Origin of the sequence: Muricoccus pecuniae (genome assembly GCF_014199205.1) — a bacterium.
Classification (GTDB): Bacteria; Pseudomonadota; Alphaproteobacteria; order Acetobacterales; family Acetobacteraceae; genus Roseomonas; species Roseomonas pecuniae.
Genome location: NZ_JACIJD010000004.1, coordinates 1 through 15,028, shown reverse-complemented (window position 1 = coordinate 15,028; position 15,028 = coordinate 1). Strand labels below are relative to the sequence as shown.

General features: G+C 75.4%; 13 protein-coding genes. All 13 read left to right on the top strand.

Translation table 11 applies throughout. The features are described from left to right. The first annotated feature begins 253 nt into the window (after nt 1-253). Entirely contained in the window at nt 254-5,521 is a 5,268-nt protein-coding gene (locus FHS87_RS05410) for a cupredoxin domain-containing protein (protein WP_184514715.1), read from the top strand. Further along, complete coding sequence (locus FHS87_RS05405) at nt 5,518-7,377, top strand: YncE family protein (RefSeq protein ID WP_184514713.1); 1,860 nt, start codon at nt 5,518-5,520, stop codon at nt 7,375-7,377. The genes FHS87_RS05410 and FHS87_RS05405 overlap by 4 nt, the downstream gene beginning before the upstream one ends. Further along, nucleotides 7,374-8,003: an SCO family protein gene (locus tag FHS87_RS05400; protein WP_184514712.1), complete on the top strand. Its 630-nt coding sequence runs from the start codon at nt 7,374-7,376 to the stop codon at nt 8,001-8,003. Before FHS87_RS05405 ends, FHS87_RS05400 begins: the two co-directional genes overlap by 4 nt. Before the next feature lie 4 nt (nt 8,004-8,007). Next, nucleotides 8,008-8,622 (top strand): SCO family protein, encoded by a 615-nt coding sequence (locus FHS87_RS05395; protein ID WP_184514709.1) that lies wholly within the window; start codon nt 8,008-8,010, stop codon nt 8,620-8,622. Continuing rightward, nucleotides 8,610-10,043 (top strand): hypothetical protein, encoded by a 1,434-nt coding sequence (locus FHS87_RS05390; protein ID WP_184514707.1) that lies wholly within the window; start codon nt 8,610-8,612, stop codon nt 10,041-10,043. Before FHS87_RS05395 ends, FHS87_RS05390 begins: the two co-directional genes overlap by 13 nt. Before the next feature lie 4 nt (nt 10,044-10,047). After that, nucleotides 10,048-10,500 (top strand): type II secretion system major pseudopilin GspG, encoded by a 453-nt coding sequence (gspG, locus tag FHS87_RS05385; RefSeq protein WP_184514705.1) that lies wholly within the window; start codon nt 10,048-10,050, stop codon nt 10,498-10,500. A 5-nt stretch (nt 10,501-10,505) separates the two neighbouring features. Continuing rightward, nucleotides 10,506-10,940 carry a GspH/FimT family pseudopilin gene (locus tag FHS87_RS05380; RefSeq protein ID WP_184515137.1) on the top strand — a complete coding sequence of 145 codons (435 nt, stop codon included), beginning with the start codon at nt 10,506-10,508 and terminating at the stop codon, nt 10,938-10,940. Beyond that, nucleotides 10,921-11,292, top strand: a complete 372-nt coding sequence (locus FHS87_RS05375; RefSeq protein WP_184514703.1) for a type II secretion system protein — start codon at nt 10,921-10,923, stop codon at nt 11,290-11,292. Before FHS87_RS05380 ends, FHS87_RS05375 begins: the two co-directional genes overlap by 20 nt. Then, nucleotides 11,289-11,894, top strand: a complete 606-nt coding sequence (locus FHS87_RS05370; protein ID WP_184514701.1) for a prepilin-type N-terminal cleavage/methylation domain-containing protein — start codon at nt 11,289-11,291, stop codon at nt 11,892-11,894. Before FHS87_RS05375 ends, FHS87_RS05370 begins: the two co-directional genes overlap by 4 nt. Next, entirely contained in the window at nt 11,891-12,985 is a 1,095-nt protein-coding gene (locus FHS87_RS05365; protein WP_184514698.1) for a PilN domain-containing protein, read from the top strand. Before FHS87_RS05370 ends, FHS87_RS05365 begins: the two co-directional genes overlap by 4 nt. After that, nucleotides 12,982-13,545: a type II secretion system protein GspM gene (gene gspM / locus FHS87_RS05360; protein WP_184514696.1), complete on the top strand. Its 564-nt coding sequence runs from the start codon at nt 12,982-12,984 to the stop codon at nt 13,543-13,545. Before FHS87_RS05365 ends, gspM begins: the two co-directional genes overlap by 4 nt. Beyond that, on the top strand, nt 13,542-14,066 hold the full coding sequence (locus FHS87_RS05355; protein WP_184514694.1) for a hypothetical protein: 525 nt from the start codon (nt 13,542-13,544) through the stop codon (nt 14,064-14,066). Before gspM ends, FHS87_RS05355 begins: the two co-directional genes overlap by 4 nt. Nucleotides 14,067-14,193: 127 nt before the next feature. Further along, a partial coding sequence (locus FHS87_RS24165; RefSeq protein WP_184514692.1) for a lytic transglycosylase domain-containing protein occupies nt 14,194-15,028 on the top strand: 835 nt, incomplete at its 3' end.

Below are 15,028 nucleotides of genomic sequence, written 5' to 3'. Positions count from 1 at the left end.
CAGTGGTCTATCACGATCGCGAGTGTCTCTAAAGATGGACACATGCTCCGGTTGTGGGACGGGGTTGGTTCTTGAAACGTCTTTCTGCACCGCGGTAATTCCAGATTCGACACGATGAATCGTGGGCGGAGTCAGGACTTGCGGCGCCAAGGGAATACTTTGGGCGGCCCTGGTTTCAACTTCGAGTTGCGGATCTCGGAAGATGAATCGCGCGGCAGCTCTGCCGCTGACCCTGTGGAACGGAGCCGAAACGATGAGGGTGTCGGGGACTGGAACCGTCGAGCGGGATACGGGGCAGGATGCGGGGAAAAGGTGGCGGCTGGGCCCCTGGCCGGCCAGCTTCGGGCTCGCGCTCGCCGGCCTCTCCGTCATGGCAGGTGCCGCCGGCGCGCAGACGAGCTGCACGACGGGCAATACCGTCACCGCCGACGTCGTCGCGATCGACCAGGCCGTGCAGTTCAACCGCTACGGCTCCCACCACCCGGCCTATATGATTTACGCGCTGCGCGACGACGTCGTCTCGAAGAGCGGCGGCACGAGCCTCAGCCCGGGCAACGTCATGCTGCGCCCGGGAAAGCGCCCGCGCCCGCTGGTGCTGCGCGTGAATGCCGGCGACTGCCTCACCATCAACTTCCAGAACCTGCTGAACGCCACGCCCGTCCAGGACCCGAAGGTTTCCGTCGACCAGCCGGCCACGCGGCAGGCGGGGCTGCACGTCGCCGGGTTGAACTACGCCACGGGCGCCGCGGATGACGGCGGCTTCGTCGGCGCCAACGCCACCAGCCTCGCCAATCCCGGCGGCACGCGCACCTACCGCCTCATCGCCTCGCGCGAGGGCGTGTTCAGCTTCTACAACCCCGCCGTCATGGTGGGTGGCGAGAGCAACATCGGCTCCTTCGCCTTCGGCATGTTCGGCGCCGTCGCGGTGCAGCCCAAGGGCGCGGAGTGGTACCGCAGCCAGGTGAGCCGCGCCGACCTCGACCTCGCGACGCGCAAGGACGCGAACGGCCGCCCCGCCAACCTGATCGTGGACGGCGTTGACACCGGCTATCCCGACATCGACTACCTCGCGCGCTATCCCGCGAACCATCCCGTGCCCGGCCTGCGCAACCGCCCGATCCTGGCGATGCGGGACGGCAACAAGCTCGTGCACGGCGACATCAACGCGATCATCACCGGCCCCTCCCGCGGGCGCTTCCCCGAGGGCACCTTCACCGCCAACCCCGTGCTGGAGCCGAACCGCACGGTGCCGCAGGCGGCCTCCGCCGATGGCGGCACGCCGGAGACGCGCGACCGGCGAGACCCGTACCGCGAGTTCGTCATCCAGTTCCACGACGAGATCAAGGCGATCCAGGCCTTCGCCGAGTTCGAGGACGAGGAGCTGGGCCATACGCTGCACAGCGTGCGCGACGGCTTCGGCGTGAACTACGGCGTCACCGGCGCGGGCGCGCAGGTCCTGGCGAACCGCCTCGGCGTGGGCCCCACCGCCCAGTGCGCGGAGTGCAAGTACGAGGAGTTCTTCCTGACCTCCTGGGCGGGCGGCGACCCCGCGCTGCTGGTGGACGTGCCCGCGAACGCGCAGCTCGACGACAGCGGCCGGGCGCGCGACCCGAACGCGCCGCGCTCGCAGCGCGCCCTCTATCCCGAAGACCCCTCGAACGTCTTCAGCAGCTACCTGAACGACCGCGTGATCATGAGGAACACGCATGTCGGCAAGGAGCAGCACATCTTCCACCTGCACGCGCACCAGTGGCTGTACAATCCCGACCAGCCCAACTCCTCCTATCTCGACAGCCAGCTGATCGCGCCCGGCTCGGGCTATACCTACGAGATCGCCTTCAACGGCTCGGGCAACCGCAACCAGGCGGTCGGCGACAGCATCTTCCACTGCCATCTCTACCCGCACTTCGCGCAGGGCATGTGGGGCATGTGGCGCGTCCACGACACCTTCGAGCGCGGCACGGAGCTGGACTCCCGCGGCGTCGCGCTGCCGACCGCGCGCGCCCTGCCGGACGGCGAGATCATGGCCGGCACCGCCATTCCCGCCATCGTGCCCATCCCCGGCATGGCGCTCGCGCCCCTGCCGGCGCCGGTGCGGATCGCGAACGGGCAGGCGGTGTTCGACGCCGCGCCCGCCAGCGCGGAGGAGGCCACGGCCGCGGCCAATCCGGGTTACCCCTTCTTCGTCGCGGGCCAGGCCGGCCACCGCCCGCCGCAGCCGCCGCTCGACATGGCGCATGACGGCGGCCTCCGCCGGCACGTCGTGGTCGGCGGCGAGGCGACCGCGCAGCTCGACCGCTGGGACCTGGACAAGGTGAGCGACAAGCTGGAGATCCGCTGGCTCGACAGCGCGGGCGAGCCGGTGGAGCGCGCCGCCATGGCCTTCCACGCCCAGCGCGCCCATCCGAGCTACGCGCTGACGGGCGGCAGCGGCGTGCGCGCCACGCGGCGCAACTTCATCACCAACGGGCGCCCGCCCGTCGCCGGCGCGCCCTATGCCGATCCCTGCATGCTCGATGACGGGCGTCCCGCGCCCGGCGCCGCCAATCCGCGCCGCTACAAGGTGGCGGCGACGCAGGTGGACCTCGTGATGAACCGCGTGGGCTGGCACTTCCGCCAGGGGCGCATCCTCGCCCTGTGGGAGGACGTGATGCCCACCCTCAACCGCCAGCGCGCGCCCGAGCCGCTGGTGATGCGCGCCACGTCAGGCGAGTGCATCGAGGTTCACCACACGAACCTGCTGCCGAGCGTGAACGAGCTCGACGACTTCCAGGTCCGCACCCCGACCGACATCGTCGGCCAGCACATCCACCTCGTGAAGTTCGACGTGACGAGCGCCGACGGTTCTGGCAACGGCTGGAACTACGAGGACGGCACGCTGGCGCCGGCCGAGGTGCGGGAGCGCATCCACGCCATCCGCGCTAATTACGGCTGCGAGACGGCGGCGGGCGCGAGCAACCCGAACAACTGCCCCGAGGCGAAGCCGCATCCCTTCGCGGCCTTCCAGCGCCCGGAATGGCTGGGCGCGCAGACCACGATCCAGCGCTGGTACGCCGATCCCGTGGTGAACCAGTCGGGGCAGGACAACACGCTCCGCACCGTCTTCACCCACGACCACTTCGGCCCCTCCACCCACCAGCAGAACGGGCTCTACGCCGCGCTCGTGGTGGCGCCGGCGGGCACGAACTGGACGCATCCCGAGACGGGCGCCGCCCTCAACCCCCGCAGCGGCGGGCGCGAGGATGGCGGCCCGACGAGTTGGATGGCCGATGTGCGCACGGCCAACCCCGCGAACTCCTATCGCGAGTTCGTCCTCCAGGTGGCGGACTTCGCCAACGCCTATGAGGCGGGCGGCGGCAACACGGGCCCGGATCCGGCCCGTGCCATCAACCCGCCGGCACGGGCGCGCATCGGCCTGCCCTACCTCATGGGCAAGGAGCAGGTCTGCCCCGGCGGCGGCCCCGCGCCCTGCCCGGAGGCGGTCTCCGCGGCCGATACCGGCACCTTCGTGGTGAACTACCGGAACGAGCCGCTCGCGCTGCGCCTCTACAACCCGAACACCCGGGCGCAGGCGGCGGGCAAGGCGGGCGATCCCTCCTACGCCTTCCGCTCCGACGTGACGCGGGCGATGACGCAGTTCAACAGCCAGCCCAACACCTATCCCGCGCTCACCCGCGGGCTGGCGGCGGGCGATCCCTGGACGCCGATGCTGCGCGCCTATCGCCGGGACCGCGTGCAGGTCCGCATGATGGTCGGCGCGCATGAGGAGGCGCACACGGTACAGTTCAGCGGGCTCCGCTGGCTGTTCAACCAGCACGACCCGAACTCGGGCTGGCGCGCCTCCAACATGCAGGCGATCTCGGAGCACTTCGAGTTCGACATGCCGGTCGTCGCGCCCGAGGGCGACCTCGGTCCGCACACGGACCATCTCTACAGCGTCTCCGCCAGCGCCGACGGCTTCTGGAACGGCGCCTGGGGCCTGATGCGGGCCTATGAATACGCCCGCTCCGACCTGCGGCCCCTGCCGAACAACACGCCGCCCGCCCCCGTGACCCAGACCATCTCCACGGGGGAGACGGTGCAGCTCGGCACCACGGCGACGGTGCGGAACCTGACGCGCTTCAACGGCGTCTGCCCCGTCGATGCCCCCGTCAGGCGCTACGCCGTCTCGGCAGTGGCGGCGAGCCAGGCGATCGCGCCGACGGGGATCATCTACAACCCCCGCGCCGGCAACTTCGCCGCCCAGCGCGGGCCGATTACGGACCCGACCGGGGCGCTCTACGTGCTCGACAGCGACCTGAATGCCGGGAAGCTGCGGCCCGAGGCGCCGGTGGAGCCGCTGGTGCTGCGCGCCAATGCCGGCGACTGCATCGAGGTGACGCTGACCAACCGCCTGCCGGCCAACTGGGCGGACCAGGTGGTGTCCGCCGCGAACCAGGGCTTCAACGCCCTGCCGATGCTGATCGAGCGCTTCAACGCCAATCAGGTGAAGCCCTCGATGGAGGTCGGGCTCAACCCGCAGCTCCTGGCGGTGGATGTGACGCGGCATGACGGCCAGAACATCGGCCTGAACCTCGTCCCGCCGCGGGCGGTGCGGCCGGTGCGGCAGACCGTCGCGGTGGGCCAGAGCACGACCTACCGCTGGTACGCCGGCCTGGTGAACATGGACGCCACCAACAACCTGACGGCGGTGCCGGTCGAGTTCGGCGCGATCAACCTCCTGCCCTCCGACCGGCTGCGGCACAGCGGCAAGGGGCTGGTGGCGGGGATGGTCATCCTGCCCCAGGGCTCGACCTGGGTGACGGATGCGAACACCCGCACCGCCGCCACCGTGACCATGCCCGACGGGCGGCAGTTCCGCGACTTCGCCCTGATGTTCCAGAACGACCTGAACCTGCGGGCGAGCAACAAGCCCGTCTGCCCCGTCGGCGCCGGCGAGGCGGCGGTGGATACGGGCACGCCGCAGAGCGTGACGACCACGGGCTGCAAGGGCCTCGACGATCCCGAGGACTCCGGCAATGCCGGCCTGAACTACCGCGCGGAGCCGATGTGGCTGCGCGTGGGCCACGCCCCCGGCGAGAACTTCGAGCTGACCCGCCGGCTGAACTTCAGCAACGCCCTCTCCAACAGCCGCGTCGGCGGGGTGGATCCGGCCACGCCGGTCTTCACCGCCCGGGCGGGGCAGGAGATGCGCTTCCGCCTGCTGATGGCCGGCGGCCACCCCCGGCCGGGCGTCTTCACCCTGCACGGGCATAACTGGTCGCTGACGCCCTACGCGTCCGGGGTCACGGCCGCCGGGGTGGTGCCCTCGCAGCGGATCGAGGGGGTGCGCGGCAAGCCGGGCTACGCCCCCTCCATGGGGACGGGCGCGCGGGACGCGATCGGGCCGGGGATGCACCACAACGTGGTGGTGGAGGCGGCCGGCGGCCCGGCGAAGGCCGCGGGCGACTACCTCTTCCGCACCCAGTCGCCTGACGTCTTCGACAGCGGCGTCTGGGGCATCCTGCGGGTGACGCCGTGAGCCGCCGCCTGAAGGGAGGGGGGGCGGTGCCGGCCCTCCTCGCCCTGCTGGCGGGGGGCACGGGGGCGGCGGCCCAGCCCGCCGCCATCACCGCCACCCACGCCATGGCCGGGCTGGAGGCGCGGCTGGAGATCCGGCCGATGGGCGGGGAGGCGATCCGCCCGGGGGAGCCGGTGACGGTCTCCCTCAGCTTCACGGCCGAGGATGGAGGCCCCGCGCGCGGCCTGAAGCCCGCCGCCTGGGCTGAACGCAATACCGGCCGCCCGCTCGCCTGCCGGGACCGCGTGCGCGGCTTGTTGGAGAACCGGATGGGCCGCCGGGCGGAGCTGGACCTGAACGCCTGGCAGGTCGCCTACGCGAACGACCAGGGCGCGATCCAGGTGATCGACCCCGTGGGCGGCAACACCCGCACGCGCTCCCTCGCGGTGGTGAACCTGCTCGGCCGTCCCGGCGGCTGGGCGGCGGACGAGCCGCGCGACGCCCTCTTCGTCGCCGTGCCCGAGACGGGCGAGGTGGTCGAGATCGACACCCGCCGCTGGCGGGAGCGCCGCCGGCTGGCCGTGGGCGGCCGCCCGGCGCGCATCGCCCTCGACCCCGCGGGGCTGCGTCTCTGGGTCGGGCAGGACGGGGCGGAAGGCGCGACGGCGGAACTCGCCGTGCTGGACCGCGGGAGCGGCGAGGTGCTCGCCCGCATCCCCGCCGGCGCCGGGCCGCACGTGCCCGTGGCGCTCGGCAACGGCCGCGCGGCCGTCGCCTCGGCGGAGGGCGTCGCCCTGCTCGCCGAGGGCGGGGCGGAGGCGCTGCCGCATCTCGGCGGCGGCTTCACCGACGCGGCCTACTCCCCCCTGGCCGAGGTGACGCTGCTGCTCGATCCCCGGGAGGGGCGGGTGATCGCCCTCACGGGCGAGGGCCGCGTGGCCGGTCTGTGGGAGGTGGCGCCGGGCGCGGCGGGGCTGTTCCTCGACCCCCACGGGCGGTTGCTGATGGTGCCGGAGCCGGGCGAGGGGCGGGTGACCGTCATCGACCTCGCGCGCGGCGCCGTGGCGCATCGCGTGGCGCTCGGCGGCGCGCCGCTCAGCGTCGGCTTCAGCCGCACCCAGGCCTATGTGCAGTCGGGGGAGGGCTCGACCGTCTCCCTCATCGCGCTCGGCAGCCTCGTCGAGGCAGGCACCCCGGCGGTGACGACCATCGCGGCGGGCGAGAGCGGGCTCACCCCCGGCGAGGCCTTCGGCGCCATGGTGGCCGAGGCGCCGGGCGGCGCGGCCATGCTGATCGCCGCGCCCGGCGAGCGCGTGCTGCACTTCTACATGGAGGGCATGGCGGCCCCCGCGGGCGTGCTGCGCCTGCCCCAGGGCCGGCCGCTCGCCGTGATGGCGCTGGACCGCGCGCTGCGCGAGGTGGCGCCGGGCCGGCACGAGACGCAGGCGGTCTTCCCCGCGGGCGGGCGCTACGTCCTGCCCGTGATGGTGCAGGGCGGCGGCTTCCTCCACTGCTTCGAGATCGATTTCGGTGGGGGGGAGGCGCTGCCCCTGGCCCGCCGGCTGAAGCTGGAGGCCGAGGGGCCGGAGGCGCGGGTGATGCGCCCGGGGCAGCCGGCGCCGCTCCGCCTCCGCCTGCGCGGCCCGGCCGAGGAGGGCGCCTGGCGCGAGGCGGGCGATCTCTCAGCCCGCGTCGTGCAACTCGCCGGGCACTGGCAGGTCTCCCTGCCGCTCCGCCCCCTCGGCGACGGGCTCTACGAGGCCGAGGCGGTGGCACCGCCCGAGGCCGGGCTCGTGAACGTCTATGTCGAGTCCCCCTCCCTCGGGCTCGATCCGGCGACCCTCCCCTACATCCCCTTCCGCGCGGTGGAACCATGAGCCCCCCCTTCTTCCGCCCCGGGCGCCGGGCGCTCGCCGGGCTGCTGCTGGCTTCCCTGGCGCCGGGCGCCGCGGGCGCGCATGACGGCCACGCCCATCCCCGCCCGCAGGAGCCGGGGCGCGCCGCCGATGCCGCGCTGCGCCTGCGCCAGCCCCTGCCCGACGCGCGGGTGCTGGACGCCCAGCGCCGCCGTCGCCGCCTCGTCTCCGAGGTGCTGGCCGGGCGGGTGGTGGCCATCGACTTCGTGCTGACGGACTGCGGCACCTTCTGCGCCGCCATCTCCGCTTCCATGGCCGGGGCGCAGGAGCTTCTCGGCCCGCGCCTGTCGCGCGAGGCCGGGCTGCTGAGCGTGGCGCTCGATCCCCTCGGCGGCACGCCGGAGAGCCTCAGCGCCTATGCCGAGCGCTTCGGCGCGGGGCCGGGCTGGAACTTCGTGAACCTTCCTCAGGCGCAGCTCGACGAGGTGCTGCGCCGCCTCGGCGGGCCCGAGGCGGGGGGCGACCACACGCCGATGGTGGTGGTGCTCGACCCCGTGAGGGGGGAGATGCGCCGGCTACTCGGCATTCCCTCGCCGGAGGCGATCGCCTCGGCGGTCGAGGCCGCCCTCGCGGCGCGGAGGGCCTGAGGCGATGGCCACCCCCGCTTCCCGCCGCGGCCTGCTGCTGGCCGCCCCGGCCCTCCTCCTCGGCCTCCGCGCCGCGCCCGCCGCCGCGCTCGAATGCGACGGTCGGGAGCGGGACTACTTCGGCAACGCGACCCTCACGGACCAGGAGGGGCGGCAGGTCCGGTTCTACGACGACGTGCTGCGCGGCCGCACCGTGCTGATCGGCTGGATCTTCACGAGCTGCCCCGATGCCTGTCCGCTGCTCGCCGCGCGGAGCCTGGAGATCGCGGACGCCGCCGCCGCGGCGGGGGCGCCGCCGCGCATCCTGCACCTCACCACCGATCCCCGCCGCGACACGCCGGCGCGGCTGAAGTCCTGGGCCGCGCGCTTCGGGCGCTACGAGGACTGGGTGCTGCTCACCGGCACCCCGGCGGGGCTGCGCGACGTGGCCCGCCGCCTCGGCCAGACGGTGGACGAGGAGCGGCCGGACCGGCACACGACGCTGATGCTGGCGGGCAATGTCGGCGCCCGCCGCTGGGCGAAGCTGCGGCCCGACCTCCAGCCCGCCGCGGCCGGCGCGCAGCTCGCCGACCTCGCCGGGGCGCCGCGGCTGGTGGATGCCGCGACATGCGCGGGCTGACCGCGCTCCTCTTGCTGATGCTGCCCCTCGCCGGGCCGGTGCAGGCCGGCCTCGTCGAGGAAGGGGAGGCGCTGTTCAACCGCGGCGCCCGCCCGGGGGCCGCGGCCCCGAAGGTGAGGACGGCCGGCGGCCAGGTCCTGCCCGCCACGGCGATGCCCTGCGCCGGCTGCCACGGGCGGGACGGCCTGGGCGGCACGGCCGAGGCGGGGCTGCGGCCGCCGGCGGTCCTGTGGTCCGCCCTGTCGCGCCCCGGCGCGGGACGGCCGCCCTATGACGACGCCCTGCTGATGCGCGCCGTGGTGCAGGGCACCGCCGCCGGCGGGCGCGGGCTGGACCCCGTGATGCCGCGCTACGGCCTCTCGGTGGAGGATGGGCGGGCGCTCTCGGCCTATCTGCGCGCGCTGGACGGAATGTCGGCGCCGGGGGTGGAGGAGGGGCTCGTCCGCATCGGGTTGCTGCTGCCCGCAGGGCCCGGTGGCGAGGCCTTCGCCCGCGCCTTCGAGGGTGCCATCGCCGCGGCCGCGCCCGAGGGCGTCTTCGGCCGGCGCGTGACCGTCCTCCCCGCCTCCATCCCCGATCCGGGCGCCTTGGCCGAGGAGGTGGCGCGGCTGGCCGGGGCAGGGCTGCTCGCCCTCGTCTCCGCCCTGCCGGTCGGCCCCGGCGAGGAGGTGGCGGCCCTCGCGGCGCGGGAGGGGGTTCCGCTCCTCTCGGTCCGCGCGGGGGCGGGCGCGGCGGGCCGGGCCTTCGCCCTCCTGCCCGGGCCGGTGGAGGAGGGGGCCGCGCTGCTCCGCCTCGTGCCGGATGCCGGGCGCGCGCTGATCGTGGCGGGGGAGGGCGCGTCGGAGCGCCTGCTCGCCGAGCGCATCGCCGAGCGCTTCGGCGAAATTGACGATGCGGCGCCGGAGGTGGTGCCCCTCCCGGCCCTCGCGGCCCGTGCCGCGGAGGCCTCCGCCGTGCTGCTGGTCGCGGGGCCGGAAGCGGTGGGGCGGGCGGCCTCCGCCATGCGGGGGACCGGGGTGCCCTTGATGATCCCGGGCGCGCTGGGCGGCGGGGCCGCGCCGCGAGCGGCGGCGGCGACCGGGCGCCAGGTCCTGGTGGGCTTCGGCACGCCGCCCGGCGGGGGCGATGGGGCGGCGCGCCAGCGCTTCGCCGCGAGCCCCGCCGCCGCGGCCGGGCTGACCGGACGGCTGGGCCATGCGGCGGGCGAAGTGATGGTGGAGGCGCTGCGCCGCGCCGGGCGCCGCCTGACGCGCGAAGGGCTCTCGGCGGCGCTCGACGCGCCCGAGCCCTTCGAGACGGGCTCGCTGCCGCGGCTGCGCCCTGCCGGCGGCGGCCGGGCGGCGACCGGGGGGATCTTGCTGGGCTGGGTGGACGAGCGGGGGGCGATCCTCCCCGCCTCCGAACCGGCGGCGATGAGGTGACGACATGACGGTGCGGCGGCGCGGGTTGCGGACCGGAAAGCCCTGGCGGGCGAGGGAGCGGGGCTTCACCCTGGTGGAACTGCTGGTGGTGCTGGTGATCCTCGGCCTGCTCGCCGCCGTCGCGGCGCCCCAGGCCATGCGCTATCTCGGCGGCGCGAAGCACGATGCGGCGAAGCTGCAGATCCAGGGGCTGATGACGGCGGTGGACCTCTACCGCCTCGATGTCGGCCGCTACCCCTCGCGCGAGGAAGGGCTGGGCGCGCTGATGCAGGCGCCGGTGGGAGCCCCGCGCTGGAACGGGCCCTATCTCCGCAAGGCCGACCAGCTCATGGACCCCTGGGGGCGTCCCTACCGCTACCGCGCCCCGGGCGAGCACGGCCCCTACGACCTCTTCACCCTCGGCGCGGACGACCGTCCCGGCGGGGCCGGGGAGGATACCGACGTGACGAGCTGGTAGCCGCCATGCGCGCCCCGGGCTTCACCCTGATCGAGGTGCTGGTGGTTCTCGTGATCATCGCCCTCGCCGCGATGGCGGTGCCGAGCCTCCTCGGGGCCGGGCGCGGGGCGCTGGTGCGGGCCGGGGCCGAGGATGCCGTGGCGATGCTGCGCGAGGCCCGCACCGAGGCGCGCCGCACCGGGCGCGACGCGCGGGTGGTGTTCGACACCGCGCTGGGCAGCTTCCGCCGCGCCGATGGCGCCCGCACTGCGCGCCTGCCCGAGGGCGCCCTCCTCGTGGTGGAGGCGGTGGCGTCGGAGATGGATGCGGAGGGGCGGGTGGCGATCCGCTTCGATGGCGAGGGGGGATCGACGGGCGGCCGGGTCCGGGTGGTGGCGGGGGCCCTCTCGGCGGGCGCCGAGGTGGATTGGATGATGGGCCATGTGCGCGCGCTTCCCTGACCCCCGCGCCGAGGGCTTCACCCTCGTGGAGGCGCTGGTCGCGCTGCTCGCCATCGGCGGCGCCGTGGCGACGGTCCTGCCCACGCTCGGCACGGCGATGCGGGCGAGGGCGGAGCGCGAGGGCCAGGTGGCGGCCGCGCTCATGGCCCAGTCCCTGCTCGACGCCCACGCCCCGCCCGGCGCCGCGCGGGAAGGGCGGCATTCCGGACGCGCGCCCGAAGGGGCCTGGAGCGTGGAGGTGGGGCCGGGCGAGCCAGGAGCCGCCGGCACCGCCCTGCGCCCCGTGCGGGTCACGGTGGGGGGCGTGGTGCTGGAGACGCTCCGGCCCGGTCCGGCGGGGACCCCGCCATGACCTCCCGGCCCGGCATGACGCTGGTGGAGACGCTCGTCGGGCTGGTGGTGCTCGGCCTCGTCGCCGCGCTGGGCCTCTCGGCCCTGGGCATCGTCGGGCGGGCGGGGGCCGCGGTGGTGGCGGACCACTCGGCGGTGGCGGCCGCGCAGGACCTGCTGCGGCTGCGGCTGCTCGGGGCGATGCCGCTCGTCGGCCCCGGGCCGGCAGGCCGCCCGGCCGTGCTCTTCGAGGGCGGGGCGGAGAGGCTGGCCTTCGTGACGGAACTGCCCGCCCGCTTCGGCCTCGGGGGGCCGGCGCTGGTGGAGCTGCGGCGGGACGAGGAGGGGGTGCGCCTGTTCTGGCGCGGGTTGGGGGAGGTGGGAAGCGGGGAGGGGGCGGCGGGCCGCCTCCTGCTCGGCGGCGTGGCGGGGCTCCGGCTCCGCTACTTCGGGGCGCCCCGCGCCTCGGAGGAAGCCGCCTGGCGGGAGGTGTGGAGCGATGCCGCGCGGCTTCCCCTCGCGGTGGAGATCGGACTCGCATTCCCGGCGGAGGACGCGCGGCGCTGGCCACCCCTGGTGGTGGCGCCGCGCCTCGCTGGTCTGAGGGAGGAAAGGGTGGAATGACGGCCGTCGCGACGCTCCTCTCGGTTGGGAACGGAGGCTCGGGCTTCCTGCGATGGTGGCGGGAGGAGCTGTCGGGGATGCTGCCCCGCTCGCTCCGCCCGGGCGGGCCGGGCCTGGTCCTCGATCTCCGGGAGGGGCGGCCCGTCCTCGCCCGCTCGGGGCGGCGCGGCCTTCGCCCCCTGGCCTCCTTCCCCCCGGCCGAGGGCGGGGAGGGCCGGCGCGCCCGCCGCCTCCTGGCCACGGCCGAGAGGGTGGCGGTGGTCGTCCCCTCCTCCTGGATCCTGCGCCGCGTGGTGCAGCTTCCCGCCGCGGCCGAGGCGCGGCTGGAGGCGGTGCTGGGCTTCGAGGTCGAGCAGCACGTTCCCTTTCCCGCCGACGAGGTCCTCATGGCCTCGCGGATCCTCCGCCGCCTGCCCGAGGTGCAGCGGATCGAGGTGGAGGTGGCGGTGCTGCCGCGCGGCCTCGTCTCGCCACTCGCCGCCGGGCTGCGCGCCCTGGCCGGGACGGCGGGGCTGGTCGCGATGCCCGATCCGCGCGCCGATTGGCCCCGCATCCCGCTGAACCCTCTCGCGCCGCCGGGTCGCCGCTGGCGCCGGCACCTGGAGACCGCGCTGCTCGGCCTCTGCCTCCTCTCCAGCCTGGAGATGGCGCGGGCGGGGCTCCAGGAGCACGAGCGGGCCGTCGCCGCCGTGGAGGCGCGCGCCGCGGCGGCCCGGCGCGTGGCCGAGAGGGTGCTCGCGCTGGAGGCCGACACGGCGGGGCTCCGCGCGCGCCTCGCCGCCGCCGCGCAGCTCCGCGGCGGCCGGCCCGCCAGCGTGGCCATCGTGGAGGAGCTGGCGGGGATTCTCCCCGACGATGTCTGGCTCTCCGAGCTGCGGCTGACGGGGGACCAGCTCACCGTCTCCGGCTTCGCCACGCGCTCCGACGCGCTGCTGGAGACGCTCGACGCCTCCGCCATCTTCAGCGAGGTCCGCTTCGCCGCCCCCGTGACGCGGGCGCAGCGGGAGGCGGCGGACCGGTTCCGGATCGGCCTGCGCGTCGTCCCGCCCGCCGAGGCGCCGAAGCCCCAGCAGAGGGAGCCGGCGGGATGACCCGTCTCTCCCGCCCCGTCCGGCGGCTGCTCGCCCTCGGGCTGCTGGCCCTGCTTCCCCTCCTTGCCTGGCGCGTGGCGCTGCTGCCCTGGCTGGAGGCGAAGGCGGATCTCTCCGCGCGCGCCGAGAGGGCGCTCACCCTCGCCGCCCGCTCCATGGCGGTCGCGTCCCGCGAGCCCGTCCTGCTGGCCGAGGCGGAGGCGCTGCGCCAGGCCCTCTCGGGCGTGACGGACCTGCCGGCGGGCGGCAGCTACGCCCTGGCCGGTTCCGAGCTGCAGCGGCGGGTGCGGGAGGCGGCGGGCCGGCACCGCGGCACGGTGACGAGCATCGAGACCCTGCCGGAGGGCCGTGGGGAGACGGGCCGCGGCCGGGTTGGCGTGCGCGCCCGGCTGCAGGCCGACCCGGAAGGGGTGCAGAACCTCCTGGCCGAGCTGGAGACGGGGCGGATGCTCCTCCAGGTCCACTCCCTCACCCTCACGGCCTCGGCCGCGGCGCCCGGGCGGCCGCTGGACGTGCAGATCGAGCTGCTCGGGATCCGCCCGGAGGAGGCGCCGCGATGAGCGCCCGGCTCCTCCTGCTCGGCGGCGCCTGCGCCTCCCTCGTCTTCCTCGCGACGCGCGATCCCGTGGTGGTGGTGCCCTGGCCGTCGGCCGTCGCGCATCCGGGGGCGCTGTCCCCCGTGCCTGTCCAGCCACCTCCCGAGCCGCCCGCCGGGCCGTGGTCGGAGCAGAGGGAGAGGCCGCTCTTCGTCGCGGGGCGCCGCCCGCCCGCGCGGGAGAGGGCGCCCGCCCCGGCCGCCGCGCCCGAGGCGGAGGCCCCGCCGCCCGTCGCCGCCTCCGGCGTGATCCTGCGCCCGGACAGCGCGGTGGCGCTGCTGCGTCTCTCCGACGGGCGCTCCCGCCGCGCGGCGCTGGGGGATGACGTGGAGGGCTGGCGCGTGATCCGCATCTCCGCCGAGTCGGTGGAGCTGACGCGCGCCGGCCGGAGCGTGACTCTCGGCGCGCGCCTTCCCTCGGCCGAGGGGCTGCTCCGCCCCGACATGGCGGGAACCACGGCGAGCCTGGTGCTCGCCTCGCCCTGACCGCCCCTCCGCGACGGTGTTGCCGCCGCGACGCGCCGGGCGTGGTTCCGCCGGGGCAGGGCAGGGAGGGCGCGCCGGTCACCCATGGGTGGGGTATGATCGCCCGTTCCCAGGGGATTCGTGGCACATGGGGCGTCGGGTCACTCGCTTCGTCCTGCTCGCCTCCCTTGCCTGCGCCGCGGCGGCCCTGCCCCGGCGTGGCGAGGCGCAGGCCGGCGGTGACTGGTCCGCCTGCCGGCAGGCGATCGCCGAGGCGGAGCCCTCGTCCGGCCTCCCGCCCGGCCTGCTGGGCGCGATCGCGCTGGTCGAGAGCGGCGCGCGGGACCCGGCGACCGGCCGCGCGTCCCCCTGGCCCTGGTCCTACAACGCCGAGGGCGCGGGACGCGCGGCGCCGGGCCGGGCGGAAGCGATCGCCGAGGTGTCGGCTCTTCTTGCCCGCGGCGTGCGCTCGGTCGATGTCGGCTGCATGCAGGTGAACCTGCTGCACCATCCCCGTGCCTTCGCCAGCCTCGCCGAGGGATTCGATCCCCGCGCGAACCTCGCCTATGCCATCCGCTTCCTGAGGGAATTGTACGCCCGCACGGGGGATTGGGGGGAGGCGGTGGCGCGCTACCACTCGGGCGAGGCGGAGCGCGGGCAGGCCTATCGCCGGCGCGTGGCGCTGGCGCAGGTGGCGTCGGGCGGTGCCTCTGCCGCCTGGCCGCCGGTGCCGGACCGGGTTGCCGCCATCCTGCGCAGCGCGGCGCTGGCCGGGCTGGACCGGGAAGAGGCGCGGCGCCTGGAGCGGCACTTCGCCTTCCAGGCCGATCTCTCCTCCGTCCGCGGTCTGATCGCCAGGGATCCCGAGGCAGCCCTCCGCGCCCTCGCCGACCCCCAGCGCTATCGCGGGTTGTCGGGGGAGGACCGTGCCGCGCTGGCCGGGATGGCCGCGCGGGAGGCCGAGGTGGCCCGTTTTCGGCGCG

Bases quoted from the DNA above. Each gene is read 5' to 3' on its own strand.
- FHS87_RS05410 (WP_184514715.1), top strand. From the start codon at position 254: ATGAGGGTGTCGGGGACTGGAACCGTCGAGCGGGATACGGGGCAGGAT.
- FHS87_RS05400 (WP_184514712.1), top strand. From the start codon at position 7,374: ATGAGCCCCCCCTTCTTCCGCCCCGGGCGCCGGGCGCTCGCCGGGCTG.
- FHS87_RS05395 (WP_184514709.1), top strand. From the start codon at position 8,008: ATGGCCACCCCCGCTTCCCGCCGCGGCCTGCTGCTGGCCGCCCCGGCC.
- FHS87_RS05390 (WP_184514707.1), top strand. From the start codon at position 8,610: ATGCGCGGGCTGACCGCGCTCCTCTTGCTGATGCTGCCCCTCGCCGGG.
- gspG (WP_184514705.1), top strand. From the start codon at position 10,048: ATGACGGTGCGGCGGCGCGGGTTGCGGACCGGAAAGCCCTGGCGGGCG.
- FHS87_RS05380 (WP_184515137.1), top strand. From the start codon at position 10,506: ATGCGCGCCCCGGGCTTCACCCTGATCGAGGTGCTGGTGGTTCTCGTG.
- FHS87_RS05375 (WP_184514703.1), top strand. From the start codon at position 10,921: ATGTGCGCGCGCTTCCCTGACCCCCGCGCCGAGGGCTTCACCCTCGTG.
- FHS87_RS05370 (WP_184514701.1), top strand. From the start codon at position 11,289: ATGACCTCCCGGCCCGGCATGACGCTGGTGGAGACGCTCGTCGGGCTG.
- FHS87_RS05365 (WP_184514698.1), top strand. From the start codon at position 11,891: ATGACGGCCGTCGCGACGCTCCTCTCGGTTGGGAACGGAGGCTCGGGC.
- gspM (WP_184514696.1), top strand. From the start codon at position 12,982: ATGACCCGTCTCTCCCGCCCCGTCCGGCGGCTGCTCGCCCTCGGGCTG.
- FHS87_RS05355 (WP_184514694.1), top strand. From the start codon at position 13,542: ATGAGCGCCCGGCTCCTCCTGCTCGGCGGCGCCTGCGCCTCCCTCGTC.